Origin of the sequence: Micromonospora taraxaci (assembly GCF_007830095.1) — a bacterium.
In the GTDB taxonomy this organism is placed as follows: domain Bacteria; phylum Actinomycetota; class Actinomycetes; order Mycobacteriales; family Micromonosporaceae; genus Micromonospora; species Micromonospora taraxaci.
This window is the reverse complement of sequence record NZ_VIWZ01000001.1, coordinates 4,037,980-4,061,496: the sequence shown is the minus strand read 5'-3', so window position 1 is coordinate 4,061,496 and position 23,517 is coordinate 4,037,980. Positions and strand designations below refer to the sequence as shown.

General features: G+C 71.4%; 24 protein-coding genes. 11 read left to right on the top strand and 13 right to left on the bottom strand.

Annotation, left to right across the window (positions count from 1 at the left end; translation table 11 throughout):
• Nucleotides 1-239: 239 nt before the first annotated feature.
• Complete coding sequence (locus FHU34_RS18765; protein WP_145782384.1) at nucleotides 240-683, top strand: DUF5990 family protein; 444 nt, start codon at nucleotides 240-242, stop codon at nucleotides 681-683.
• A gap of 14 nt (nucleotides 684-697) precedes the next feature.
• Here FHU34_RS18765 and FHU34_RS18760 read toward each other — a convergent pair whose 3' ends face one another.
• Together FHU34_RS18760 and FHU34_RS18755 are read right to left on the bottom strand one after the other, a co-directional pair.
• The gene (locus FHU34_RS18760) at nucleotides 698-1,789 is read right to left on the bottom strand and encodes a winged helix DNA-binding domain-containing protein (RefSeq protein WP_145782382.1); all 1,092 of its coding nucleotides are present in this window, start codon (nucleotides 1,787-1,789) and stop codon (nucleotides 698-700) included.
• 26 nt (nucleotides 1,790-1,815) lie between these two features.
• Complete coding sequence (locus FHU34_RS18755; RefSeq protein ID WP_244311725.1) at nucleotides 1,816-2,532, bottom strand: carbonic anhydrase; 717 nt, start codon at nucleotides 2,530-2,532, stop codon at nucleotides 1,816-1,818.
• Between the two features lie 217 nt (nucleotides 2,533-2,749).
• On the opposite strand from FHU34_RS18755, the gene FHU34_RS18750 reads away from it, so the two are divergent.
• Nucleotides 2,750-3,349, top strand: a complete 600-nt coding sequence (locus FHU34_RS18750) for a hypothetical protein (protein ID WP_145782379.1) — start codon at nucleotides 2,750-2,752, stop codon at nucleotides 3,347-3,349.
• Between the two features lie 8 nt (nucleotides 3,350-3,357).
• On the opposite strand, the gene FHU34_RS18745 is transcribed toward FHU34_RS18750, so the two are convergent.
• On the bottom strand, nucleotides 3,358-4,041 hold the full coding sequence (locus FHU34_RS18745) for a DUF4396 domain-containing protein (RefSeq protein WP_145782377.1): 684 nt from the start codon (nucleotides 4,039-4,041) through the stop codon (nucleotides 3,358-3,360).
• Between the two features lie 180 nt (nucleotides 4,042-4,221).
• Here FHU34_RS18745 and FHU34_RS18740 point away from each other — a divergent pair, with 180 nt between their 5' ends.
• From FHU34_RS18740 to FHU34_RS18730, 3 genes are all read left to right on the top strand, one after another.
• A complete protein-coding gene (locus tag FHU34_RS18740) occupies nucleotides 4,222-4,890 on the top strand; it encodes a HEAT repeat domain-containing protein (RefSeq protein ID WP_145782375.1) in 669 nt (222 codons plus the stop codon).
• A 4-nt stretch (nucleotides 4,891-4,894) separates the two neighbouring features.
• The gene (locus tag FHU34_RS18735) at nucleotides 4,895-5,896 is read left to right on the top strand and encodes a HEAT repeat domain-containing protein (protein WP_145782373.1); all 1,002 of its coding nucleotides are present in this window, start codon (nucleotides 4,895-4,897) and stop codon (nucleotides 5,894-5,896) included.
• A 136-nt stretch (nucleotides 5,897-6,032) separates the two neighbouring features.
• Entirely contained in the window at nucleotides 6,033-7,022 is a 990-nt protein-coding gene (locus tag FHU34_RS18730) for a hypothetical protein (protein ID WP_145782371.1), read from the top strand.
• 60 nt (nucleotides 7,023-7,082) lie between these two features.
• Here FHU34_RS18730 and FHU34_RS18725 read toward each other — a convergent pair whose 3' ends face one another.
• From FHU34_RS18725 to nhaA, 7 genes are all read right to left on the bottom strand, one after another.
• Nucleotides 7,083-9,140, bottom strand: coding sequence for an amylo-alpha-1,6-glucosidase (locus FHU34_RS18725; RefSeq protein WP_145782369.1), 2,058 nt, complete (start codon nucleotides 9,138-9,140; stop codon nucleotides 7,083-7,085).
• A 3-nt stretch (nucleotides 9,141-9,143) separates the two neighbouring features.
• Nucleotides 9,144-9,497, bottom strand: a complete 354-nt coding sequence (locus FHU34_RS18720) for an SCP2 sterol-binding domain-containing protein (protein ID WP_145782367.1) — start codon at nucleotides 9,495-9,497, stop codon at nucleotides 9,144-9,146.
• A gap of 69 nt (nucleotides 9,498-9,566) precedes the next feature.
• Nucleotides 9,567-10,766: a WD40/YVTN/BNR-like repeat-containing protein gene (locus FHU34_RS18715; protein WP_145782365.1), complete on the bottom strand. Its 1,200-nt coding sequence runs from the start codon at nucleotides 10,764-10,766 to the stop codon at nucleotides 9,567-9,569.
• Nucleotides 10,753-11,304, bottom strand: coding sequence for an RNA polymerase sigma factor (locus FHU34_RS18710; RefSeq protein WP_244311724.1), 552 nt, complete (start codon nucleotides 11,302-11,304; stop codon nucleotides 10,753-10,755). The genes FHU34_RS18715 and FHU34_RS18710 overlap by 14 nt, the downstream gene beginning before the upstream one ends.
• A gap of 67 nt (nucleotides 11,305-11,371) precedes the next feature.
• Complete coding sequence (locus FHU34_RS18705; protein ID WP_208745032.1) at nucleotides 11,372-13,009, bottom strand: ABC transporter permease; 1,638 nt, start codon at nucleotides 13,007-13,009, stop codon at nucleotides 11,372-11,374.
• Nucleotides 13,006-13,896 carry an ABC transporter ATP-binding protein gene (locus FHU34_RS18700; protein WP_145782363.1) on the bottom strand — a complete coding sequence of 297 codons (891 nt, stop codon included), beginning with the start codon at nucleotides 13,894-13,896 and terminating at the stop codon, nucleotides 13,006-13,008. Before FHU34_RS18700 ends, FHU34_RS18705 begins: the two co-directional genes overlap by 4 nt.
• A 114-nt stretch (nucleotides 13,897-14,010) precedes the next feature.
• Entirely contained in the window at nucleotides 14,011-15,330 is a 1,320-nt protein-coding gene (gene nhaA, locus FHU34_RS18695) for a Na+/H+ antiporter NhaA (protein WP_145782361.1), read from the bottom strand.
• Between the two features lie 151 nt (nucleotides 15,331-15,481).
• On the opposite strand from nhaA, the gene FHU34_RS18690 reads away from it, so the two are divergent.
• The 5 genes from FHU34_RS18690 (at nucleotide 15,482) to FHU34_RS18670 (ending at nucleotide 19,597) form a co-directional block, all read left to right on the top strand.
• On the top strand, nucleotides 15,482-15,985 hold the full coding sequence (locus FHU34_RS18690) for a DUF6584 family protein (RefSeq protein WP_145782355.1): 504 nt from the start codon (nucleotides 15,482-15,484) through the stop codon (nucleotides 15,983-15,985).
• 220 nt (nucleotides 15,986-16,205) lie between these two features.
• On the top strand, nucleotides 16,206-17,156 hold the full coding sequence (locus FHU34_RS18685) for an SRPBCC family protein (protein ID WP_145782349.1): 951 nt from the start codon (nucleotides 16,206-16,208) through the stop codon (nucleotides 17,154-17,156).
• 29 nt (nucleotides 17,157-17,185) lie between these two features.
• Nucleotides 17,186-18,358, top strand: a complete 1,173-nt coding sequence (locus FHU34_RS18680) for a zinc-dependent alcohol dehydrogenase (RefSeq protein ID WP_145782344.1) — start codon at nucleotides 17,186-17,188, stop codon at nucleotides 18,356-18,358.
• 159 nt (nucleotides 18,359-18,517) lie between these two features.
• Nucleotides 18,518-19,102, top strand: a complete 585-nt coding sequence (locus FHU34_RS18675) for a GNAT family N-acetyltransferase (RefSeq protein ID WP_145782338.1) — start codon at nucleotides 18,518-18,520, stop codon at nucleotides 19,100-19,102.
• 108 nt (nucleotides 19,103-19,210) lie between these two features.
• On the top strand, nucleotides 19,211-19,597 hold the full coding sequence (locus FHU34_RS18670; protein WP_145782332.1) for a DUF2267 domain-containing protein: 387 nt from the start codon (nucleotides 19,211-19,213) through the stop codon (nucleotides 19,595-19,597).
• A gap of 43 nt (nucleotides 19,598-19,640) precedes the next feature.
• Here the strand turns inward: FHU34_RS18670 and FHU34_RS18665 are convergent, their stop codons facing one another.
• On the bottom strand, nucleotides 19,641-20,723 hold the full coding sequence (locus FHU34_RS18665) for a S66 peptidase family protein (RefSeq protein WP_244311723.1): 1,083 nt from the start codon (nucleotides 20,721-20,723) through the stop codon (nucleotides 19,641-19,643).
• Nucleotides 20,724-20,821: 98 nt separating this feature from the next.
• Nucleotides 20,822-22,300, bottom strand: coding sequence for a glutamate-cysteine ligase family protein (locus FHU34_RS18660; RefSeq protein WP_145782326.1), 1,479 nt, complete (start codon nucleotides 22,298-22,300; stop codon nucleotides 20,822-20,824).
• A 155-nt stretch (nucleotides 22,301-22,455) separates the two neighbouring features.
• Here FHU34_RS18660 and FHU34_RS18655 point away from each other — a divergent pair, with 155 nt between their 5' ends.
• Nucleotides 22,456-22,794 carry a DUF3817 domain-containing protein gene (locus tag FHU34_RS18655; protein WP_145785665.1) on the top strand — a complete coding sequence of 113 codons (339 nt, stop codon included), beginning with the start codon at nucleotides 22,456-22,458 and terminating at the stop codon, nucleotides 22,792-22,794.
• A gap of 39 nt (nucleotides 22,795-22,833) precedes the next feature.
• On the opposite strand, the gene FHU34_RS18650 is transcribed toward FHU34_RS18655, so the two are convergent.
• Nucleotides 22,834-23,382: a hypothetical protein gene (locus tag FHU34_RS18650; protein ID WP_208745177.1), complete on the bottom strand. Its 549-nt coding sequence runs from the start codon at nucleotides 23,380-23,382 to the stop codon at nucleotides 22,834-22,836.
• Nucleotides 23,383-23,517: the final 135 nt, after the last annotated feature.

Sequence of the window (23,517 nt, the reverse complement as noted above, 5' to 3'; positions counted from 1 at the left end):
GCGTCCTGATGCTGGTCCGGCCGCAGATTCTGCGCCAGGACCGGGGTCTTGCCGCAAGCCCCCAGGTGCGATATACGTTAGAAGTGGCAGGGAGAGTTATCTCCTTGCCTTTACTTTTTGCCCCCTCGGGCGGTGCGGTGACCCGCCCGACCGCCGCACACCTCGGCCGGCCCCGTCAGGCCGACACCGCCACCACCGACCGGCGCACCTGCACCGGTCGAGGAACGAGAATCGCCAGCATGCGGATCCGGATCGACGGCACCGACCTCCCCGGTCGCCGTACCGGTGCGGAGGCCGACGCGCTACGGCGGGGCAACGTGCACGTCGGCGTCCAACGCAAGGCCGAGGTGATCGATCCGGTGCCTGCCGACGCCGCCGACGCCACGTGGCACGTCGAGGTGTCCAGCCGTGAGGTCGACGGGATGCTCGACGTCGGCGGCCCGTGGGTGCACGGCCGGCCCGGTGCGCGATTCCTGTACCTGAGCTGGGGAGCGGTGACCGAGGACGGCTTCGCGATGTTCCGACGAGCGAAGCTGATGTTCACCGACGTTCCGGCCGAGCTGCTGCGCGCCGCACACGAGGGCGGCGGGGTGCTGGTCGGCCGGGTCGGGCTGACCGACGCCGCCGGCGGGCCGCTCTGCGCCCGGGTGCCGCCTCCCGCCATCGCCTGGACGGTGGAGTGAGCGGCCTCCCGGCGTTAGCCGGCGAACTCGACGCCGGCCAGGGAGACGGCCCGGTGCGCGGCGAGGTGTTCGGCCTGGGCGGTGATGGCGTCGCGTGTCGCGCCCGACAGCCGCTGCCAGGGATGCACGGCGACCGTGAACGTTCTGCCGGACTTGCGCGGTCGCCAGGTGCCCACCAGCTCGCCGTCGACCAGGACGGCACCGGGGCGACCCAGCACCGGCCACAACTCCTTGGCCTGGGCGGCGTCCGGCACCAGTGTCGCCCGGTCCTTCGCCTGCAGGAACAGGTCGTACGGGCCGAGGAGGCGGGTGCCCCTGCCGTCGGCCGACTCCAGCGCCTGTTCGTCGGCGGCCAGCAGTGAGCGCACCTCACCGTCGACCGTCACCTCGACCACGTCCCTGGGCCAGAGCGCCTTCACGTCCTTGACCGGGGCGTCGAGATAGTCGGCCACCTGTTTCGGGGTGGCCGGGCCGAGCAGGCGAAGGTACGCGCGGATGAGGTCGAACCGGTCACCCGGAGCCTGTGCTTTCGTGAACCCGGCGATGCGCCGCAGGATCGGAGGTGAGGTGTCGAGCTGGAGTTCCAGTCCGGCCCGCACGGCGGCGAGCCGGAACGGCATCTCGTAGAGGTGGGTGGCGTCGCACGGCCGGCAGGACCGCAGGTACGGCGCGGGCAGCATCGTGGCCAGGCGGCCGGACACGTCCCCCTTGACCGTCGGCCTGGTGACGACGGCCCGCATGCGGGCGGCCACCTCGTCGAGGGCCGCGAGGTTGCCGATGCCAGCGGCTTTCAAGGGTCGGGACGCGTCGTAGATGCGCTTGCCCGCGTCGGCGTCGCTGAAGGGTTCGACGGCGGCCGCCACCGTGCCGACGTCGGCCCGACGGTAGAGGTGTGGGGCGCCCCGCACGGTCCACAGCAGGACCACCTCCGTGTCGGACAACGCGGTCACGTCGACCCCGCGCACCGCCAGCGCCCACCGGGCACCGTCCGGCCCGGTGTTCTGCACCCCGATGTCCAGCACGGCAGTGTCGGCGAGCGTGCCCGCGCTCCGGTCGAGCTGCTGGGCGTGGACGCGGAAGTTCAATACCTGGCGCCGATCCACCATGCCTGAACCCTAGTCGGCGGCGGTCGTCAGGCCACCAGCGAAACTCGCCCGTTGTCCAGGTCGTAGCGGGCACCCACGACGCGCAGCGCGCCCTGGTGCACCTTCTCCGAGATGATCGCGCTGCGGGCACCGAGCGCCGACACCTGGGCGACGATGTTGGCGCGGACCCCGTTCTCCACCGGGTCTCCGGGCTGGTCGAGGACCGGCTCGACGGCCGGGCGCAGGGCGTCCACGATCGTGCCGATGTGCCCGGGAGCGGTGCCGCCGCTGTGGATGGCGTCGATGGTGGCGGTGATCGCGCCGCAGCGTTCGTGGCCGAGGACGACGATCAGCAGGCTGCCGAACTCCTCCACGGCGAACTCGATGCTGCCCAACAGCAGGTCGTCGACGATGTTGCCGGCCACCCGGTTGTCGAACAGGTCACCCAGCCCCTGGTCGAACAGGACCTCGGGGGCCACCCGGGAGTCCGCGCAGCCGACGGTGACGGCGAACGGGTGTTGCCCGGCGGCGAGACGGTGCAGGTCCGCCAGACCCTGGTGCGGGTGCCGGCCGTGCCCGGAGGTGAACCGCCGGTTGCCGGCCCGCAGCCGGAGCAGCGCCTCGGCCGGAGTGTCGACCGGGTCCTCGGCCGGCGTGGCAGCGGCTGCCGACGGGCTGGCGGTGGCTGCGCCGAGCGCGACGGCGGCGGCGCCACCGGCGGTCAGCAGCGAACGGCGGGACAGGTGGGAACGCGCCACGGTCATCTCCCTGAGGTGAGGCAACTCTTTCCTTCCTACCAGGCCGCCGTCCACAAGGGTGGAACGCGCGGTGATCAATAGATGACAGTGCTTCCCACGCCCTCGGCCGGGCTGACGTCCCCGGGCCCGGGGAGGCGGCTCCCTCGGCGTGGGGATCCGCTCGTCCTGCCGTTGCGGAAGCGTCATCTCCGCCGACGTCCACCACCGAGACGGAGTAGTCACAGTGACCCGAACACCACCAGCGCAGACCGGGACAGTCGACGCGCCGCGTACGCCACCACCGCCGACCTGGGCGCGTCGAGCGGGTCACGTGGCGTGGATCGCACCCGTGTTGGGGTTCATCCCGATGCACATCCCGTGGATCCTCGGCATTCCGCTGTTCGCCAACCCCGAGCCGTTCGAGGAGTGGTACCACGGTCGCGGGCCGGGCGTCGGGGACCATCCGGTCGACGGGTTCCTGGGCCTGCCCGCCGGTGCGTTCTACCTGGGCCTCCTGTGCGTCCTCGCCGGGCTCGGCGGAGTCCTGGCGCTCGGGCTCATCAGTGACTGGGGGCTGACCTTCCCCCGGTGGGTTCCGTGGCTGCGTGGACGCCGGGTGCCACGGTGGTTCCCGCTGACGCCGACGGTGCTGGGATCCGCCCTGATGATCGGCTACTCGGCGACCCTGCCGTGGCAGTTCGCGGCGGACCTGTCCGAGCCCAGTTCACAGGACATCTTCACCCCGACGGGTGTGCTGGTCGGTCTTCCGCTGCTGCTGGCCTGGACGATCGCGTTGCCACTGGCCGGATGGTCTTACTACCGCCGTACCCGGCTGCCACGCTGAGCGGCCGGCTACTCTGCTCGACCGGCCCCTCGGTCGAGCTGCCAGGAGGCGACCGGCCATGCTGCGACGAAGCCGGCGATCAGCCCCAGCTGGCCGGCGAACCAGAAGACCGGGCTGTCCGGTCGCAGCGGTGGCTCGGGGAAGACGACGTGGTGCGCGAGCGTCAGCCACGCGAACAGCGCCAGCTCGAACGCGGTGATGGTCACCAGCTCGACCGTCACCACGGTTGACAGGGCACGCCAGATCTTCGTGACGCCGCGACCGGGCCCCCCGACGTACCGGAAGAGGACAGCGATCGTCACGGCCGCCAGGTAGTCGCCGGCGTAGTCGACCCACAGCGTCTCCTGGGCCGGGTGGGCCTTGAGGGCGAACAGGGCGACCTCGGCGACGACGAACCCCAGCGCGCAGTGCGCGCCGCAGCGGGACACCTGCGTGACGACGAGTCCCCGCCGGGGCTTACGGACCTGGCCGCCGTGCCGCCGTCGGGCGAAGACCTCGGCCCTGCCCCAGTTCCAGTAGAGCCGGACGGCCGCCGGGCCGATGTAGAGGACGGTCACCAGCCAGACGATCTCCATGACCCGCGCCGGCTGACGGTGCCCGCGCAGATAGGTGTCGGCGACCACGATCGCGAAGCTGACGAACCCCGCCGCGAGCGCGGCCCAGGACAGCGCCAGCAGCCAGGTTGGTGGCATCCTCGCCCCTTCCGCAGCTGGGCGCCGATCCGCCGCCCGCAGCCGAACGGGCCGCCCGCCGAGGACCTCTCGGAGTGTGGCACGCCGTACCCGTCCGCAGTGCGGAAAAGGCGCAGGCGAGGATCGCTTGACCTTGACACAGTGACAAGGTCTGCACTGGGGTCCGAGGAGGTGGGTTCGATGACCGGTCCGCAACAGGACACGAACACCATGAGGGCACTCGAGGGGCTGAAGCACACCGACGCGTCGGTGCGGTTGCGCGCGGCCCTGGCTGTCGGCACGACCCCGGATCCGCGAGGCGTCGACCCGCTCGTCGCGCGGTGCGGGATCGAGCCCGACTTCTCCGTACGCGAAATGCTCACCTGGGCCCTGACCCGCCACCCGGCGGCGCTGACGGTCACCAGGTTGCTTCGTGAACTCGGCTCGGAGCATGCGCAGGCGCGCAGCCAGGCGCTGCACACGTTGTCCAAGATCGGGGACCGGCGGGCGTGGCCGGCGATCACGAGCGCGCTGCTCACCGACGCCGACGACGAGGTGGCGCGTAGCGCCTGGCGGGCGGCGGTCGCCCTGGTGCCCGACGGCGCGGCGGCCGAGCTGGCCGGGGTGCTGTCGACGCAGTTGGGGCGCGGCAACCGGGAGACGCGGTTGAGCTTGAGCCGAGCGCTGATCGCGCTCGGCGAGGTGATCATCCCGATCCTGCGGGCCGCGGCGACCGATCCCGACCCTCGGGTACGCGCGCACGCGACCGCCACGCAGCGGCTGTGGCAGGACCCGGACTCCGGTTTCGAGTACGCGACCGACGAGGCCATCCGTGTGGTGGCGCTCGGCCCGGCGGCGACGAGCGGGTGACCGGGTGCTGATCGGCGAGGTGGCACGGCGGTCCGGGGTGAGCGCGCGCATGCTCCGGCACTACGACTCGCTCGGGCTGGTCCGACCAACCGGTCGGACCAGCACCGGCTACCGCGAGTACACCGCCGCGGACATCCGGCTGATCTTCCAGGTCGAGAGCCTGCGGTCGCTGGGGCTGTCGCTGCGCGACGTCCGGCGGGCGCTCGACGACCCCGGGTTCGCTCCCTCGGCCCTCATCGACGACCTGATCCGCCAGACCCGGGACCGCATCGCGGGCGAGATGGAGTTGCTGAACCGGCTGCGTCGGATCGGTGCGGCGGAACCGGCCGACTGGGGGGACGTCCTGGAGACCGTCGCCCTGCTGCGCGGCTTGGGTTCGGAGAGCGCCGGCCGGCGTCAACGCGCGGCCCTGGCATCGGTGGAGAAGGTTTCCGTGGAGGCCCTGGTCGAGGCGGTGCTCGGCGAGGCCGACCCGCACGTCGCCGGCGCCCTGCGCTGGGCTCTGGCGCAGTCCGCCGACAGCGGGCTGGCCCTGCTGGCGGAGGGGCTCCGGTCGCCGCAGGCAGAGGTACGCAGACGTGCCGTCGAGACCGTCGCCGAGATCCCGCACGACGCGGCGACCGATCTGCTGCGCGACGCTCTCACCCACATCGACATCGTGGTCCGCCAGCACGCGGCTCTGGCGCTCGGCGCGCGGGGGGTGGCCGACGCGGTCCCGACACTCGTCGACATGGTCGTGGGGGAGGCCCACGACGTCGACGCCGCCGACACGTTGAGCGCGTTGGCGAGCGACACCGCGCTGGCGGACCAGATCACGACGGCGCTCGTCGACCGTCTCGCGCACGAGTCGGTGCCACCGGCGGCCCGTCGACGGTTGACCCAGGCCCTCGCGGACATCCCCGGGCCGGCCGCCTCCGGTGCCCTCGCCGAGCTGACCCGGGACCAGGACCGGGTCGTCGCCATGACGGCGACGTACGTCCTCGGGCTGCGCGGCGTCGACGGCTGACGGACCGCGTCCGACCACAGTGGAGGTCGGCGGACGGAATCCCGACGTTGCGTGTGCGATGCCCCTCCGATGGTCCAGCCTGGTAGTCGACTCGCCACCGCGAGTGACCGTACACAAGGGACTGTGGAGGTTCGGCATGCTGTTCATCGCCGAGGACAAGGCGACGTACCCCGATGGCCAGATCCCCAACCTGGAGGACGACGAGAAGGCCTGCGGCGAGATCGCCAGGCGGATCGAGCCGCTGCTGCCGAAGAACTTCGAGGGGGAGGCGCTCGGGCAGTTGGTCACCTGGTCGGCGACCAGATTCGGAGACGACAAGCGCTTCGACACCTGGGTCGACGCCGTCAAGGCCGCGACCGACTACGCGACGACGGGGTTCGCCAGCGGCCCCGACCAGCGGCAGCGGGACCAGGCCCTGGACAACGCCGACCGGGACAAGCTCGGGGTGGCGTTGCTGAGCACCGGGCGGACCGACGACAAGCAGCTGACACTGCGCGACAAGAGCCGCCGGTGGGCCAACTGCGGCCTGGCCGCGTTCCAGATCCGTGAGCAGTTGAGCGCCAAGGGCGGCGAACTCGTCGGCCAGCCGGCGGAGACCTTCGGGGCAGGTAAGGGTGCCGAGCTCAGGAAGGCACTGCTCGTCAAGCCCGCCAGTGCCAGGACCGTCCTGCTGCTGGACTGTCAGTTCCCCCAGGTGCACAACTTCATCATCGAGGTGCACAACGACGGGTCGCGCTACCTTGCCCAGGGCTACCAGGGCGCGTACTTCGCCCACTGGTGGCTCGGGCTGGACGACAGCTACGCCGGCACGGTGGGCGCCGACATCCTCGCGCTGCGCGATCGATACGGGCGGGGTCGGCCGATCAGCCCCGAGGACTACACGAGCCTGGTCGACAGCCTGGTCACGGCAATCTCCTCCACCTGGCCGGAGGTCGCGGAACAGTGGCGGACGCTGCCCTTCAACCCCGACCGGCAGGAGGTGGACGGCATCAAGGGTCGCGCCGGCTCGCCGACAGTCGTGGTGGAGGCGTTCGAGGTGCGCAAGCCGGAGGCGGCTCGCACGGCACTCGGCGGCGGTGACGGGTCGCTCAGCGAGCTGGCGACCCGAGGGCTGTCCGCCGACTGACCGACGCATGACCGGGCGCAACCGGAGGTGGTCCCCGGTTGCGCCCGTCCGCTGTCGTCGCTACGACGCGGGATGGTCCGGGCGTTGGCGGGCGAAGGCGTCGGCCTTGCCCCAGCGGCCGGGAACGTCCAGGAGTGCGATCCGGCCGAAGGCGGACGGCAACGCGGGGTCCACCGCCAGATGGTCCTCGTGCGGGTTGAGACCGAGCATGGTGCGGATCAGCAGCATGCATGCCCCGCTGGACCACGCCTGTGGGCTGCCGGCGGTCGGGTACCGGACCGGGTACCGGGTGGTGGCGCGGTCGAACCCGCCGAACGCCTCGGGCAGCCGACCCTGGAAGTAGGTGGCCGCGGAGAGGATGCTCTCGGCGATGCGGCCGGCCTCGTTGGTGAAGCCGTACCGGCGCAGACCCCAGGCGATGAACGAGTTGTCGAACGGCCAGACCGTGCCGTTGTGGTAGCCGAGCGGGTTGTAACGGCGCTGCCCCTCGGCGAAGGTGCGCACCCCCCAACCGGAGAAGAGCGCCGGACCCATCAGGTGCTCGACGACCCTCGGGGCCCGCTCCGGCGGCACGATGCCGCTCCACAGGAGATGCCCGATGTTGGAGGACAGACTGTCGACGGGAGTGCCGTCGTGGTCCAGCGCGAGGGCGTAGAAGCCACGGTCCTCCAGCCAGAAGTCCCGGTTGAAACGGTCGTACAGCGCCGCCGCCTCCTGCTCCAGGCGCTCGGCGAAGGCGGGGTCGCCCCAGACGGTACGCGCCAGCCGCGCACCTCGGATCTTGGCGTCGTACGCGTACCCCTGGGTTTCGCAGGTGGCCCTCGGGAAGCCCGGCAGCCGCCCGTCGGCGTAGGAGATGCTGTCCCAGGAGTCCTTCCAGCACTGGTTGTCCAGGCCGGTGGCGCGGTTGCGCCGCTCATACCAGATGTAGCCGGTGGAGGTGAGGTCCGCGTACCTGTCGATCCAGGTCAGGGCGGCGCGGGCATCCTGCTCCAGCTCCAACGCCAGAGCGGTGTCGCCGCTCCACCGCTCGTACTCGTCGAGCAGCACCACGAACAGCGGCGACGCGTCCACGGTGCCGTAGTAGGGGGAGTGCGGCTGCTCCTCGAACGCGGCCGACTCCCCGTAGCGCAGCTCGTGCAGGATCCGCCCGGGATCCTCCTCCAGCACGTCGTCGCGCCGAGCGCCCTGAAGCGACGCCAGGATCCGCAGCGTCGGCGGGGCCAGCGACGGTGTCACGGCCAGGGTCTGCAAGCAGGTCAGCAGGCTGTCACGGCCGAACAGGGTCATGAACCAGGGCAACCCGGCAGCCGGCACGGCCGCCCCGCCCAACGACAGCGGGGCGAAGCGCAGCGCGGCCAGGTCCACCAGGCTGCGGGCGTACACCTGTTGGAGGGCAACGCTGTCGGTGTCCAGCTTCGGGGCCGCCGCGACCCAGGCCTGCAGGCTGGTGGGCAGGGTGGAGTCGTCCGGGCGCTGCGCCCGCAGGGCGGAGCGCAGGTCGACGCCGTCCGGGCGCAGCGCCCGCATCGCCGCCTGCAGGCGTGTCGACCACTGCTCCCCGGGGCCCAGCTGGACCGTGAACCGGAGACCGTCCGAGTCGTACTCGGCGGGTTCGGTGGCGGAGACCACCACCTGGCGGTGGTACGTGGCCCGCCGGTAACCCAGTCGCAGCTCGTTCGGGCCGACCTCGGTGTAGTGCGTGCCGACCTTGTCGCTGACGTCGAACTTGATCTCGAAGATGTCGGCGAAGTCGGCGGCCACCTCCAGGCGGATGTCGAGTTCCATCTCCCGCTCGCCGTAGTTGAAGATTGTCAACGACTCGGTGAGGTCCGGGCCGATCCGCCTGCGCCGGATGGCGGACACGTCGGCCTGCACGTAGTCCACCGCCGCGCCCGGCACCACGAAGAACGTGGCCTCGTAGTACTGGCTGTCGTCCACCGACAGCGCGGTCATGCACTCGCCGTTGACGAAGAGCATCCAGCGGGACAGGAAGCGGGTGTCGGCGGCGAACAGCCCGACCGGAGCGGCGGGGGACGACTCCACATCGCCGCTGGCGTCGGACACCATGAAGGTGTTCCCGTCGATGCACGCCACGGTGCCCTGGATGTCCTGCATCGGTCACCGGCCGCCGTCCGGGCCGGCGTGCTCCGACTTGCGCGGGAACAGGCGTCCTATCCGCAACGCCAGGCCGAGGTCACCGTCGACCATGATCTCGCCCCGGGTGATCGCCGCCAGCCCGTTCACCTCGCCACGCGCCATCGCGTCCGCGACCTGCGCCGAAACCATGATCACGGTGGTGGCCGGCGCGCCGCTCCTCGTCACCCGCATCTGGCCGTGGTCGATGTCGAGGAGCCACTGGTCGAGGCGGTCCCCGTCCCTGATGTCGAAGCGCACGCTCCCACAGACCTTGCTGAAACGTGGGTCCTGACCGGCGACTGTCAACCGTTCGAAAAAGGCGCTGGTCGCCGTCATTCCACCTCCCCGGCCGCTGGCAGAAGCCCGGGTGCCTACCCGCTGTGGGCCGCTGTTAACTCGTCTTGTTCACGGTTTCAGCGCGAAGCGGCTCCAGGTGGTCGCGTCAGTGGTGACGAGGATGTGGTCGGGCTCGCCCGTCGACCCGTCGCGCCCGTAGAGCCAGGCGTAGCCCGGTGCCACACTGGCCGCCCCGACGCTGGGGCCGTACTCCCGGGCCACGGTGAAGTGCTTCCCGTCGTCCCGGCTGACCAGGAGCCGCGCGAGCCGGTCGGGCTCGTCGCCCTCGCCCGTGGATATCGCGAGCAGGGAGCCGTCCGACCCCACCGTGAGGTCCCACGTCCACGGCAGCTCGACGCCGACGTCCGTCCAGGTCTTCGCGCCGTCCGTGGTGTGCAGCAGTCGCAGCCCACCGCTCGCTGTCGTGGGTGGGTTGATCAGCGCGTACCCTTCCCGGTCGTCGAGCCCGACCACCGCGGCGACGTTGACGTCGTCTCCCACCTCCCGGGCGGTCCAGGTCGCGCCGCCGTCGGCGCTGCGGGCGAGCGTTGCCCCCGAGGTGGACCCCATCTGGTACGCCGCCCAGATGGAGCCGTCGGTGGCCGGGTAGAGGCTGTACAGGGGACGCCACGAGGGTGCCTTCGCGGTGAGCCGGTACACGGTCCCGCTCGCCGGATCCACTGCCAGCGGCTCGGACAGTGGCCGACAATCGAAGCCGCAGAAGACCGGCCGGGCCGTCGCCGGGAAGGCGGGTACGGCGACGATCGCGGAATTCGCGTCCCGCCAGGTTCGGCCGAAGTCGGTGGAGAGGTGCAGCGTCCCGGCGTCGCTCACCAGGTACGACCGCTCACCGAGCACGGCGACCTCGTTGCGACCGGACGGCGTGCCGGTGGCGACGTTGGCCGTGCACCTGCTGCCCTGGAACCGGGCCGCGTCCCAGTCCGACCAGGTCCGGCCGCGGTCTCCCGTGTACGTGAAGCGCGCGACGCAGCTGTCCTCCGACAGGTCGACGTCGACCCCGGAGTCCGGTCCGGTCAGCGTGAAGGTGTCCCCCTGGGTGGGCGACGGATCCGCGGGCACCACCGGGTCGGGCCGGTCCGACCCGGTCACCAGCGGTACGACAGCCAGTGCGACAAGCGCGGCCGCCACCATCGCGACCGACCGGCGACGGCGGGACCGGGCGGCGGACCGCAGTACGTCGAGGGACGGTGGCGAGACGGCCTCGGTGAGGGTGTCCACGTCGAACCCGGCAAACTCACGACCTCGCATCGATCCTCCCGGTCTCGGTGTGGTCGGTTTCAGTGGTGTCGATGTCGGTGTCGGCGAGCAGCGCCGCCAGGGCGGTCCGACCCCGGGACAGGCGGGACTTCACAGTGCCGGCCGAGACGCCCAGCGTGTCGGCGATCTCGTCCACCGGCAGGTCGACGAGGTAGTGCAGCGCCAGGGCGTGCCGCTGCCCCTCCGGCAGTTCCCGCAACGCCGCGAGCAGAGCGAGGTGCTCCGGGGAGTGGTCGGCGACGTCCGGCGGCGGACCGATCCGACGCAGCAGCCCGTCGAGCACCCGACGACGGCGAAAGCGGCTGCGGGCCCAGTTCACGGCGACCCGCCGCAACCACGCCTCCGGGTTCTCCAACGCGGCGAAGCGCCGTGGCGACACCAGAGCCCGGGTGAACGCCTCCTGGACCGCCTCCTGCGCCTCGCTGAGGTCACCGGTCACCGCGTACAGCTGGACCACCAGGCGCCGGAAACAGCTGGCGTAGAGGACCGAGATCAGATCGCCGTCGGCCACCGTCACCTCCCTTCTCACCACTCCCACCCACGGGCCGGGAAGAAGGTTCCGGTGGCCGGTTAATTTATGTCGGCCGGCACCGGATCTATCCCTGGAGGTCGCGCCGCTGGTAGCCGAACAGTCCCAGTGCGGCGAGCGCACCGGCGATGATCACCATGAGGGCGCTGGCGGCCCAGTTGGGCGCCGCGTCCGGAACCGGGGCGAGGTGCGCGTACGGGGACAGTTGGCCGACCCAACCCGGTGCGCCGGTGCTGTCGGCGACGACCTGTAACAGGAACCCGCCCGCCGCCGGTAGAGCGCCCACGATTGCTGCCGCGCGTGGCAGCCAGCCCACTGCGAACGTCGCCGCGCCGAGGCTCAGCAGGGCGACAGGCAGCACGTTCAGCGTGCCGGCCAGAGCGGCGAGGAGCCCGAGGGGAGCGTCGACGGTCGACGCTCCGGCCCAGGTGGCAAGGCCGGCTGCGACGAGCAGCGCCGTCGTGCCACTCCCGGTGACGACCAGCTCGGCCAGCAGGAAGCGGGTACGCGTCAACGGCTGGGCGTGCAACAACGTGAGCCGGCCGGCGGCCTCGTCTGCGGCGAAGGCAGCCGACCGGACCGCGGCGAACACACCTGCCGGGATCGCGAGCAGCGTCACCATCGCGGCCACGTACCCCTCGACCGAACCCAGCCCGGCGAAACCGGCCTGCGCGGCAAGATCCGCGAAGCGGGCGTTCTCCGTCAGGAATTCGGTCATCGACACCGTGAGTACGCCGATGAGCAGGTAATAGGCACCCACCCCGGCCGCCCAACCGGCGAGCGGACGCGCCAGCCGACGGGCGGCGAAGCCGCTCACCGAGCCGAGGAGGCCCAGACGGGGTCGACGGCCCGCCGAGGCGGCCAGCCAGCCGCCGCCGAGATCGCGTGGCCGAGCGGCCAGCACGGCCACGACGAGCAGCGTGACGGCGAAAGCTGTCAGCACGACCAACGGCAGGACCCGGTTCGCCGCGTACGGTTGCGCCAGCGCGACCAACCCGAACGGCGACAGCCAGCGCAGCCAGCCGAGCGCGTCGACGCCATCGCCGACCATCCGGAGCAGCAGGCCAGCGCCGAGCAGTGCCGTCGCGGCACCACTGGCCGCGGCACGGGACGCGAAGACCTGCGCCATCAGTGCGCCGGCGGCGACGAAGTACACCCCGACCAGGGCCAGGCCGACGCCGTGCAGCACGGCACCGGCCGGTGACGTGCCGACGGCGAGCAGGGCGGCGCCCGCCGCGACGCCCGCCGTCAGCACCGCGCCGGTCAGGACGGCGACGTGCCGGGCCACGATCGCGGTGACCGGGAGCCGGCCAGCGGCCACGAGGGCCCACCGGCCGGCGTCCTCCTCGCCCCGGGTGACCCGGGTCGCCGCCAGCAACCCCCACGTCCCGACGAGGACCGACAGGACCGTGCCGGTGCGCCACACCGTGAATCCACCCGCGTCGTCGAGGGCGACCGGCTGACCGAACAGGGTGCGGATTGCGGGATTCTCGGCCAGGGCGGCCAGCGCGGCGGCGTCCAGCGCGTCGCCGACGGTACTGGCGTAGGTGGCCGCCACCATCGCGGACATTCCGGCGACCAGCGCGACGATGATCAGCGCACCCCGGCGTACCTGCCGCAGGGCCAGTCGGGTCACTGTCGAACCGATGACGCGGGCGCCCGGAACCGTCGGGACCGGCTCCGGGCGGGTGACGACGGCGGTCACCGGGACGGCTGCTGGTAGTAGTCGAGGAAAATCTCTTCCAAGGTCGGCTCGTGAATCCGCAGCGCGGTCACCTCCACTGCGGACAGTGCCCGCAACGCCGGTGCTGGCGGGCCGGTGAGGGTGAACCGCAGCCGGGCGGGACCGACCTGCTCCACCGTCTCGACGCCGGCCACCCCACTCAGGTCCGGCGCGACCTCGGCGAAGCTCACCTCCACCTGGCTGCGGTGCAGCCGCCGCAGTTCCGCGACCCCGGCGACCTCGACGAGGCGGCCCCCGCGCAGGATCGCCACCTGGTCGCACACCGCCTCGACCTCGGCCAGCTGATGGGAACTGAGGAACACCGTCTGCCCGCGTTCGCGGGCCTGCGCGACGGCGACCTGGAACTCCCGTTCCATCAACGGGTCCAATCCGCTGGTCGGCTCGTCGAGCACGAGCAGCGGCACGCGGGTGGCGAACGCCGCCACCAGCGCGACCTTCTGCCGGTTCCCGGTCGAGTACGCCCGACCCGGCTTGGACGGGTCCAACGCGAACCGGTCCACCAGCTCGTCGCGGTAGACGCGGTCCACTCCCGGGCCGAGCCGACCCAGCAACTCCAACGCCTCGGCACCGGTCAGGGCCGGCCAGAGCGCGACATCGGCGGGGACGTACGCGATCGAGCGGTGTGCCGCCGCCACGTCGGCCGCGTCGGCATCGAAGATCCAGGCCCGTCCGGAGGTGGGCCGCGCCAACCCGAGCAGCATCCGGATCGTGGTGGACTTTCCGGCGCCGTTGGGCCCGAGAAAGCCGAACACCTTACCGGCCGGCACCGTCAGGTCGAGTGCGTCCAGTGCGCACAGCGGACCGTAGCGTTTGGTCAGACCGGCGGTGCGGATCGCGGGAACAGCCATGGGAAACCCCCTGGGACGACGACGAGTACGACGCCGACCAGACTTCCCGGCACACCGAAGCTGAGCGTACTCCTCGGTCACCTGGGCGTGAAGTGCCCGTTCCGGGACACCGGATCAGGCAGGACCGGGCCTGTTCGCCGACGCCTCGTAGACGTCCGGTACGCCGTCGGCGTCGGTGTCGCGCTCCTCCAGGGCGCACACACCCTCGTAGTGGCGGTTGCGGGCGCGCAGGACGATGCTGGCCAGCAACGCCGACACCAGCGACCCGAGCAGCACACCGATCTTGGAGTGGTCGTCCCGTTCGGTGCCGGCACCGAACGCCAGCTCGCCGATCAGCAGGGACACGGTGAAGCCGATCCCGGCCAACAGGGACAACCCGACGATGTCCCTCCAGGCGAGCCCTTCCGCGAGCCGGGCCCGCGTGAACCGCTGCACGAGCCAGGTGGCGCCGAGAACCCCGGTCACCTTGCCCGCCACCAGACCGACCGCGATGCCGAGAGTGACCGAGTCGGTGAGCGTCGCGCCGAGGCCGCTCGCGCCGGCGATCGACACTCCGGCGGCGAAGAACGCGAACACCGGCACCGCCACCCCGGCGGACAGCGGCCGGATCCGGTGCTCGAAATGCTCCGCCAGGCCTCGGCCCGGCCCCGGCGTACGGCGGATCACCGGCACCGTGAAGGCGAGCAGCACCCCGGCGACGGTGGCGTGCACGCCCGAAGCGTGCACGAGTGCCCAGGTCGTCACGGCCAGTGGCAGCAGCAGCCACCACGACCGGACCCGCCGCTGCACCAGCAACCCGAACAGGGCCAACGGGACCAGCGCGAGCAGCAGCGGGCCGAAGTGCAGGGAACTTGTGTAGAACACCGCGATGATCACGATCGCCAGCAGGTCGTCCACCACCGCGAGGGTCAGCAGGAACGTCCGCATCGCCGCCGGCAGGTTGGTGTTGATCACCCCGAGTACGGCGAGGGCGAACGCGATGTCGGTGGCGGTGGGGATCGCCCAACCCGTCAACGCCCCGTCGCCCGACCACAGGTTGAACCCGACGTAGATCAGCGCCGGCACCGCCATTCCGCCGACCGCGGCGGCGACGGGCAGGACCGCACGTCGGGGCTCCCGCAGGTCACCGGCGACGAACTCACGCTTGAGCTCCAGCCCGGCGACGAAGAAGAAGATCGCCAGGAGGCCGTCGGCGGCCCACTGACCCAGGGTGAGATCCAGGTGCAGCGCCTCGGGGCCGACCGTCAGGTCACCCAGCGACTGGTAAGCCCCGGACCAGGGCGAGTTAGCCCAGGCCAGCGCGAGTAGCGCGGCGACCAGGAGCAGCACCCCGCCGACCGTCTCGGTGCGGAGGATGTCGCCGATCCGGCGTACCTCGGGCCAACTGCCGCGCGGAAGGAGCTGCGGCTCGTGGGGAGCGGGCGGCGGGGTCATCGGGAGCCTCCGGAGGGGTCGCTGACGGAACCGCCGACCAGTCTTCCCGGCACACCACTGATCATTTTAGCCGAACGACCAGCATCGGCCCGAATCGCACGCAGCGAAATCGGCTTTCGGTGCGGCCGGAATGCCGCTCAGAATAGCCACCATGCCGAAGGAACACGTGCTGGCGAAGGTCGACGCCGACCTACGGCGAGGGCACGTCCACCCCGCGATGCAACGGCTGGCCAGCCTCACCGCCGCGTACCCCGACGACCTGGAGCTGCGCGCCCGGCGTGCCGCGCTGTACCGGCAGGTGGGCAACGTGGCCGAGGCCGGCCGGTGGGGTTTCCTCACCGAGGACGCCAGCGTCGAGGAGGTCGCCGCGTTCGAGCGGTCCTACCCGAACGCCTGGCAGCGCCTGCGCGTGTTGACGGTGACCGCCGATCCCAGCGGCAGGCTGGGGCCGGTGGCGAGCGGGCGGCTCGCTCGGCTGGTCGAGCAGGCCGAACAGGGAGGTGCCGGCGTCACCTGGACGGAGGTCGGGCCGCGACCGGGCGAGCCCAGCTCGTGGCGCGACGATCTGGGCTGCCTGGTCGCCGCGGTGGTCGGCCTGGTCCTGGTGGCCCTGACCGTCCTCGGTCTGGTTACCGCGATCCGGTGGGTGCTGTAGGCGGTGGGTCACCCCAGGTCGAAGCCCACGACGCGGGGACGACGGTGCCCGGCGGGTCGAGCCGGACGGTCGGCGCTGGGCCGGCAATCCGCGCGAGCCGTGCGCAAGGGGCCTTGTGTGCGAATCGGGCGCACGGGTCACGAGTACCGCATAGCGTCACGGGGCAGGTCCACCGCGCTCCGCGGCGGACCGGTGGTGACGTTCACCGGAGGAAACGGACATGAGTCAGGTCGAGACTGTGCTCCTGCCGGAGTTGGACGGGCCGGTGCCGGCGACGCTGCCGAGCGCGCTCGGCCTGCTGAGCCTGGCCCTGGGCGTGGGCGCCCTGGTCGCGCCCGGCCCGCTCGCACGACTGACCGGGGTGGACGACTCTCCAGCCGCGCGGGCCGTGCTCCCGGCGATCGGCCTGCGTGAGCTGGGCAGCGCCGCCGGCCTGCTCAGCGGCCGTCGCCCCGCCGGCTGGGCGTGGAGCCGGGTCGCCGGCGACGCCATGGACCTGACCCTGCTCGGGCGTGCCCTCGCCGACCGGGGCGGTGAACGTCGCCGCCGGGCCGCGTTGACCACAGTCGCGATCGCCGGCATCACCGCCGTCGACGTGCTCTCGGCCGTGCGCATCGGCCGGGCCCGCCGGGCTCGCGCCCGGGTGATCCGGATGGAGATCGCCGTGACGGTCAACCGGTCTCCCGCCGAGGCGTACCGGTTCTGGCGCGACGTGGAGAACCTGCCCCGGTTCATGGCGCACCTCGAATCGGTACGCGCCGACGACCTGCGCCGCTCGCACTGGGTCGCCCGCGGCCCGGCAGGTCGACACGTCGAGTGGGACGCCGAGATCATCGACGACCAGCCGAACAAGTCGATCACCTGGCGATCGTTGCCGGGCACCGGCGTGCCCAACGCCGGTCGGGTGCGCTTCGTGCCCGCGCCCGGTGACCGGGGCACCGAGGTCCGGGTGGAGTTGCGCTACGCGCCACCGGCCGGAGCGCTCGGCCGGGTGGTGGCGAAGCTCTTCGGCGAGGAACCCGAGCAGCAGGTCCGTGACGACCTGCGCCGGTTCAAGCAGGTGCTGGAGACCGGCGAGGTGGTCCGCTCCGAGAGCAGCCCCAACGGCATCTCCGTACGCCAACAGGCCGCACAGCGCCCCGCCCAGCCGCTGCCGCCGTCCCGCCGCTGATCCGTCCACGCTTTCGAGAGGGACCGAGAATGAAGGCCACCGCCTGGATGGGCACCGACAGCGTCAAGGTGATCGACGTACCCGACCCCACGATCATGAACGCCCGGGACGCGATCGTGCGGATCACCACCACCGCGATCTGCGGCTCCGACCTGCACCTCTACCACGGCTACATCCCCGCGATGCGCAAGGGCGACATCCTCGGTCACGAGTTCATGGGCGAGGTGGTCGAGGTGGGCCCGCAGGTCCGCAACCTCAAACCGGGCGACCGGGTGGTGGTGCCCTTCCCGATCGCCTGCGGGCACTGCTCGTCCTGTCAGCGCGGCCTCTACTCGGTGTGCGAGAACTCCAACCCCAACGCCGGGATCGCCGAGAAGATCATGGGGCATTCGCCGGCCGGCATCTTCGGCTACTCCCACCTGCTCGGCGGCTACGCCGGCGGTCAGGCCGAGTACGCCCGGGTGCCGTTCGCCGACGTCGGCCCGCTCAAGGTGCCCGACGAGGTCACCGACGACCAGGCGGTCATGCTCGCCGACGTGTTCCCGACCGGCTACATGGGCGCCGAGATGTGCGACATCAAACCCGGTCAGGTCGTCGCGGTCTGGGGTGCAGGACCGGTCGGGCTGTTCGCCGCGGCCAGCGCCCGGCTGCTCGGCGCCGAGCGGGTGATCATCATCGACCGCTACCCGTACCGGCTGCGGCTGGCCGAGGAGCACATCGATGCCGAGACCATCAACTACGAGGAGTCCGACGTGTTGGACACCCTCAACGAGATGACCGCCGGCCGGGGCCCCGACGCGTGCATCGACGCGGTCGGCCTGGAAGGACACCACGGCAACGCCGCGATGTACGCGTACGACCGGGCGAAGCAGGCCGCGCGCGTCGAGACGGAACGGCCGTTCGCGCTGCGCCAGGCGATCCTGGCCTGCCGCTCGGGCGGGGTGGTGTCGGTCGTCGGCGCGTACGGCGGGTTCGTCGACAAGTTCCCGATGGGCGCGTTCATGAACCGCTCCCTGGTCATGCGGACCGGTCAGTGCCACGTCCAGCGCTACACCCGGCCGCTGCTGGAACGCATCCAGCGCGGCGAGATCGACCCGAGCTTCATCGTCAGCCACCGGATGCCGCTGCGCGACGCCCCGAAGGGCTACAAGATCTTCCAGAAGAAGCAGGACGACTGCACGAAGGTGCTGCTCAAGGTCTGACCGGGCGGCCACCCTGCCGGCCGGGGAGTGCTTCGCGCGCTGCCTTTGGAGCTGATGCCGTAAACGATTCAGGTCCAAAGGGGCCGACCGCCACCCTAGGTCGCCCTGCGCCGCAAGCTCCGGGCGCGTCTCCCGTTGTCCGGCGGCTAGCGTGTCGTCATGGACAGTGGTGGCACGTCGGTGCCGGTCTCGGCCGACCTCACCGTCCGGCTGCGGCCGGTTACCGAGCCCGACCTGGGAATGCTCCGGCGGTTCTGCACCGAGCCGGGCCTGATCGGGCTGGACTGGGCCGGCTTCCGCGACGCCGGCGCGCCGGCCAGGCGGTTCGCCGTAGACGGCTACCTCGGCGAGGACGACGGACGGCTCGTCGTGGAGGTCGAACAGGAACGGGCCGCCGTCGGCATCGTCAGCTACACCGCTGGGCGTTACGCCGGGCGGGCGTCGTACTGGGAGATCGGCATCGTCCTGCTGCCGCCGTGGCGGGGTCGGGGCATCGGCTGGCGGGCGCAGGCGCTTCTCTGCGACTACCTCTTCCAGCACACGCCGGCACAGCGCATCCAGGCCGGCACCCACCCGGAGAACCTGGCCGAGCAGCGGTCGCTGGAGAAGGCCGGCTTTCAGCTCGAAGGCGTCATCCGGGCCTGCGAGTTCCGGGCCGGCCAGTGGCGCGACGGCTACCTCTACAGCCGACTGCGCGACGACCCGCCGCCCGCGGAGCTCGCCGAAGCCCTGCCCGTTAGATGACGGAACGTCCGGGTCGTTGGGCGTCCCCGTTTGTGACCCGGGACCCGGGGAACTCGCCGGGTTCGCCCGCTGGCCGGACGGTCGGCGGTCGAGGGGAGGGAGCGCGTCATGGAGTACGAGCAGATGATCGCCACGGTCCGGCAACGCGCCGGTCTCGGGGAGAACGAGGCTGTCCGGTCCGTGCAGGCCGTCCTGTCGGTGCTCGGGGAACGGCTCGCCGGCCAGGAGGCCGACAACCTGGCGGCGCAACTGCCGGAGCGACTCAACGGGTCCGTCACCCGCAACCCGCAGGGCCGTCGGTGGGACGTCGGCGATTTCCTGAAGCACGTCGGCGACCGCGAGCAGGTCCAGAACGCGGACCAGGTGCGCGAACACGCCCAGGCGGTGCTTCGTACCGTCGCCGAGGCGCTCAACGACGACGAGCGGCACGACCTGCTCGCCCAACTGCCCGGCGGCATCACCGATCTCTTCGGCGTGCCCGCCCCACGCGGCTGAGCACCGAGGCGTCGCGGCCGGCGCGGCTGCGCGGGCCACGCGGTCAGCGGGCGCGGACCCCGGCCTCCACGGTCAGGGTCCCCGCCTCGGCGTCGATCGTTGCCCGCGCGCCGAGCGGCACCGTGAGCTGCCCGTTGCCGTGCCCCAGACGCAGTCCGCCCAGGACCGGCACACCCAGGTCGTACAGGCGGTCCTTCAGCACCGCCGCCGCATCCCACTCGTCGACTTCGCCGACGCTGTTGGTGATCTGGCCGATGACCACCCCGGCAACCCGGGACAGCACGCCCACCCGGCGCAGCTCCGTCAGCATCATGTCGATGCTGTACGGCGCCTCGTCCACGTCCTCGAAGAACAGGATGGCGCCGTCGAACCTCGGGGCGTCGCCCGCGCCGAGCGAGGTGGAGAGCAACGTCAGGCAGCCGCCGAGCAGCGGACCCGACGCCCGCCCCGGCACCACCACCGGGGCGGCCGTCTCCGCCGGATCCCTGGTGATCGTGACGGGCTCGGTGGTCATCACCGCCCTGCGCAGCGCCTCGGCCGACTCGGGGCCGGTGCGACTGTCACTCCAGTTGACCATCGGGCCGTAGAAGGTGGACAGACCGGTCTCGCGCCAGAGTTTGCCGTGGATGCTGGTGATGTCGCTGAAGCCCACCACCACCCGGGGGTCGCGCCGGACACCCGCCACGTTGATCTGGTCCACGATCCGCTGCGTGCCGTAGCCGCCGCGAGCGGCGAAGACGGCCCGGACACCCGGGTCGTTGAGCGCGGCGTTCAGGTCGGCCAGCCGCTGGGCGTCGGTGCCGGCCAGGTAGCCGTACTTGCTGAAGACATGGGTGCCCAGCTCGACCTCCAGCCCCCAGCCGCGCAGGATCTCGATGCCACGGGCCATGTTCGTCGGGTTGGGAGTGCTGCCGGGCGACACGACCCGAACCCGGTCACCGGGGGCCAACGCCGGTGCCCGCAGCACCCGCTTCGGGCCTCCCGGCGCGGCCTGTGCCGCCTCGACCGGGCCGACGAGCACTGCGCCGCCGGCGGCTGCCGCGCCCATCCCCAGCACCCGCCGCCGGGACAGGGCTGCCCGCGCGGGTCCCTCGGTCAAAGAGTGATCTGTTCCAGACGTGGCCATCGGCGTCTCCTCATCGTCCCCGAAGCGATGTGCGAGCCGCTACAGCCTACGACAACCATCGATCAACCGGAGTGTCCACAACGGACGGACGGACGGACCTAGGGGATGGGCCACTCGTGCACCGGGCGGTTGCTGTGCATCAGGTCCACGTAGTGACGGACCACCTCGCGCAACGCCTCCGGCCGGTCCAGGTGGTCGGCGGACTCCAGTCGGTGCAGCGTCTCCACCTGCCAGCTCGCGCCGTTGCGGCCGGTCAGGCAGCGCTGCTCGATGATGCCGAGCAACCGGTCACGCTCAGCCGGGTCGAGACCCCACCGGTCCAACCCGTGATGCGCCAGCGGCAGCAACCGGCGCAGCACCAGTTCGGTCACCGGAAGGTAGCCGAGGCCGGGCCAGAACACCTGCGCGTCGATGCCGTGCCGGGCGCAGTTGGTGAAGTTCTCCTCGGCGGCGCTGAACGACATCTGCGACCACAGTGGTCGGTCCGACTCGGCGAGGGCCCGGACCAGCCCGAAGTAGAACGCGCCGTTGGCGACGGTGTCCAACACGGTCGGGCCGGCCGGCAGCACCCGGTTCTCCACCCGCAGGTGGGGCCGGCCGCGCGACACGTCGTACACCGGGCGGTTCCACCGGTAGACGGTGCCGTTGTGCAGGCGCAACTCGTTGAGGTTGGGCACCTCACCGGCCGCCAGGGCGTGCGCCGGGTCCTCCGGGTCGCAGACCGGCAGCAACGCCGGGAAGTAGCGCACGTTCTCCTCGAACAGGTCGAACACGCTCGTGATCCAGCGTTCACCGAACCACACTCTGGGGCGTACCCCCTGGGCTTTGATCTCTTCCGACCGGGTGTCGGTGGCCTGCTGGAACAGCGGGATGCGGGTCTCGCGCCACAGCTCCCGGCCGAAGAACAGCGGCGAGTTCGCGCCGACCGCGACCTGGATGCCGGCGACCGCCTGGGCGGCGTTCCAGTAGTCGGCGAACTGGGGTGGGCTGACCTGAAGGTGGAACTGGGTGCTGGTGCAGGCCGCCTCCGGGGTGATCGTGTCGGCGGTGACCGCCAACCGTTCCACGCCGCTGATGGCGATCGGCAGATCCTCACCGCGAGCCGCGAAGATCTGCTCGTTGAGCAGCTTGTAACGAGGGTTGGCCGAGAGCGTCTCGGCGGTCAGGTGCTCGGGGCGCAACGTCGGCAGGATGCCGATCATGACCATGTGCGCGCCGATCGTCCGCGCCTTCACCTCGGCGGCGTTGAGGCTGGCCCGCACGTACTCCTCGAAGTCGGCCGTGCCGGTGCCGGTCAGCCGGCGCGGTGGCACGTTGATCTCCACGTTGAACTGGCCCAGCTCGGTCTGGAAGCTCGGGTCGGCGATGGCCGCGAGCACGTCGGCGTTGCGCATCGCCGGGTTCGACGACTCGTCGACGAGGTTCAGCTCGATCTCCACGCCGGTCATCGGCCGGTCGACGTCGAAGCGCGACTCGCGCAGCATCTCCGCGAAGACATCCAGGCAGCGGCGGACCTTGTCGCGATAGCGGGCCCGATCTTCTCGACTGAAGGTTCGTACGCCGACGTCCTCGCCCATGGTCACCACCCTGTCACCGCTGGCCACCCCTAACCTCGCACGTCATCGGCGGACGGGGGAAGACCCGATGGTCTTCTCCTACCCAGCCGCACGCCTTGATAGCCCAGTCAGCCCGCCCCGATAGCATTGCGGCTCCGAGAGGTGGTGGCGTGCGGATGCGCGAGAAGGTGACCCGGTTGTTCGTCGCGGCGGCGATCGCCGAGGCCTGCTCCTGGCTGGCTCTGCTGGTCGGCATGCTGGTCAAGTACGGCCCGCCGGAGAACGAGCTGGGCGTCAAGATCTTCGGGCCGATCCACGGCGGCCTGTTCGTCGCGTACGGCCTGTTGGTATTGGCCGTGGCCCGGCTGCACCGGTGGAGCCTGCCGGCCACCGCCCTGGCGTTGGCGTGCGCCGTGCCGCCCTTCGCCACTCTGATCTTCGAGCGCTGGGCCCGCCGCCGGGGCATGCTCGGCGTCGACCGCCAGCCCGCCCGCGAGCCCGCGCCGGTCGGCTGAACGGGCTGATCCGTCAGGTTTGATCCGGGTCGGGGGCGGTCAGGTCAGCGCGGAACAGGCCACGACCCCGGCCAGCAAGAGCCCGCCCAGGAACGCCTGCAACAGCAACGGCGGCCCGAGGTGCGACCAGAGCGTCGCGGTACGCGGGGTCAGCAGTTGCCCGGTGGTGAGGTTGACGATCCGCTCGATCCGGGGCGGCAGCTCCGGGTCCCGTTGCGGACGCAGGGTGAGTTGCACCTGGTCCGCCGGGTGCAGCGCACTCTGCGGCAGATGGCCGTGCAGCTCCACCTCGCAGAGCTGACCGGCGGTGTTGCGCAGTCGCACCGGTGTGACCAGATATTCCGGGCCCTGCTTCAACTGCTTCCAGCGGCGACGGGAGCCGCCACCGCCGAACGAGAAGAGCGAGCGCAGCAGCAGCGCGGGCAGGCTGGCGATCGCCGCCGCCGCGAGCACCGCCACCAGCACCGGCTGCCCGATGCGTACCTCGCGGGTGTAACCGTCCAACAGGCGGATCAGGCGCCCCGTGACGATTCGCTCCGTCGGGTGCACGATCCGTCGGGTATCGAGTCCGCTGTCCATCTCCACCACCGAGAGTCCGCTTGTGTTCACAGATCGTATCGACGTCCTCGGTTGAACGACGTGAATGAAACCTGGTCACGGGCTCACGGCAGCGAGGTGACATCCCGGGCGACAGGGGTAAGCGGGGGGCCGAGCTGGAAAGGG

Coding starts and splice junctions, on each gene's coding strand:
- FHU34_RS18765 (WP_145782384.1), top strand. CDS start 240: ATGCGGATCCGGATCGACGGCACCGACCTCCCCGGTCGCCGTACCGGT.
- FHU34_RS18760 (WP_145782382.1), bottom strand. CDS start 1,789: ATGGTGGATCGGCGCCAGGTATTGAACTTCCGCGTCCACGCCCAGCAG.
- FHU34_RS18755 (WP_244311725.1), bottom strand. CDS start 2,532: ATGACCGTGGCGCGTTCCCACCTGTCCCGCCGTTCGCTGCTGACCGCC.
- FHU34_RS18745 (WP_145782377.1), bottom strand. CDS start 4,041: ATGCCACCAACCTGGCTGCTGGCGCTGTCCTGGGCCGCGCTCGCGGCG.
- FHU34_RS18740 (WP_145782375.1), top strand. CDS start 4,222: ATGACCGGTCCGCAACAGGACACGAACACCATGAGGGCACTCGAGGGG.
- FHU34_RS18730 (WP_145782371.1), top strand. CDS start 6,033: ATGCTGTTCATCGCCGAGGACAAGGCGACGTACCCCGATGGCCAGATC.
- FHU34_RS18725 (WP_145782369.1), bottom strand. CDS start 9,140: ATGCAGGACATCCAGGGCACCGTGGCGTGCATCGACGGGAACACCTTC.
- FHU34_RS18720 (WP_145782367.1), bottom strand. CDS start 9,497: ATGACGGCGACCAGCGCCTTTTTCGAACGGTTGACAGTCGCCGGTCAG.
- FHU34_RS18715 (WP_145782365.1), bottom strand. CDS start 10,766: ATGCGAGGTCGTGAGTTTGCCGGGTTCGACGTGGACACCCTCACCGAG.
- FHU34_RS18700 (WP_145782363.1), bottom strand. CDS start 13,896: ATGGCTGTTCCCGCGATCCGCACCGCCGGTCTGACCAAACGCTACGGT.
- nhaA (WP_145782361.1), bottom strand. CDS start 15,330: ATGACCCCGCCGCCCGCTCCCCACGAGCCGCAGCTCCTTCCGCGCGGC.
- FHU34_RS18690 (WP_145782355.1), top strand. CDS start 15,482: ATGCCGAAGGAACACGTGCTGGCGAAGGTCGACGCCGACCTACGGCGA.
- FHU34_RS18685 (WP_145782349.1), top strand. CDS start 16,206: ATGAGTCAGGTCGAGACTGTGCTCCTGCCGGAGTTGGACGGGCCGGTG.
- FHU34_RS18680 (WP_145782344.1), top strand. CDS start 17,186: ATGAAGGCCACCGCCTGGATGGGCACCGACAGCGTCAAGGTGATCGAC.
- FHU34_RS18675 (WP_145782338.1), top strand. CDS start 18,518: ATGGACAGTGGTGGCACGTCGGTGCCGGTCTCGGCCGACCTCACCGTC.
- FHU34_RS18670 (WP_145782332.1), top strand. CDS start 19,211: ATGGAGTACGAGCAGATGATCGCCACGGTCCGGCAACGCGCCGGTCTC.
- FHU34_RS18665 (WP_244311723.1), bottom strand. CDS start 20,723: ATGGCCACGTCTGGAACAGATCACTCTTTGACCGAGGGACCCGCGCGG.
- FHU34_RS18660 (WP_145782326.1), bottom strand. CDS start 22,300: ATGGGCGAGGACGTCGGCGTACGAACCTTCAGTCGAGAAGATCGGGCC.
- FHU34_RS18655 (WP_145785665.1), top strand. CDS start 22,456: ATGCGCGAGAAGGTGACCCGGTTGTTCGTCGCGGCGGCGATCGCCGAG.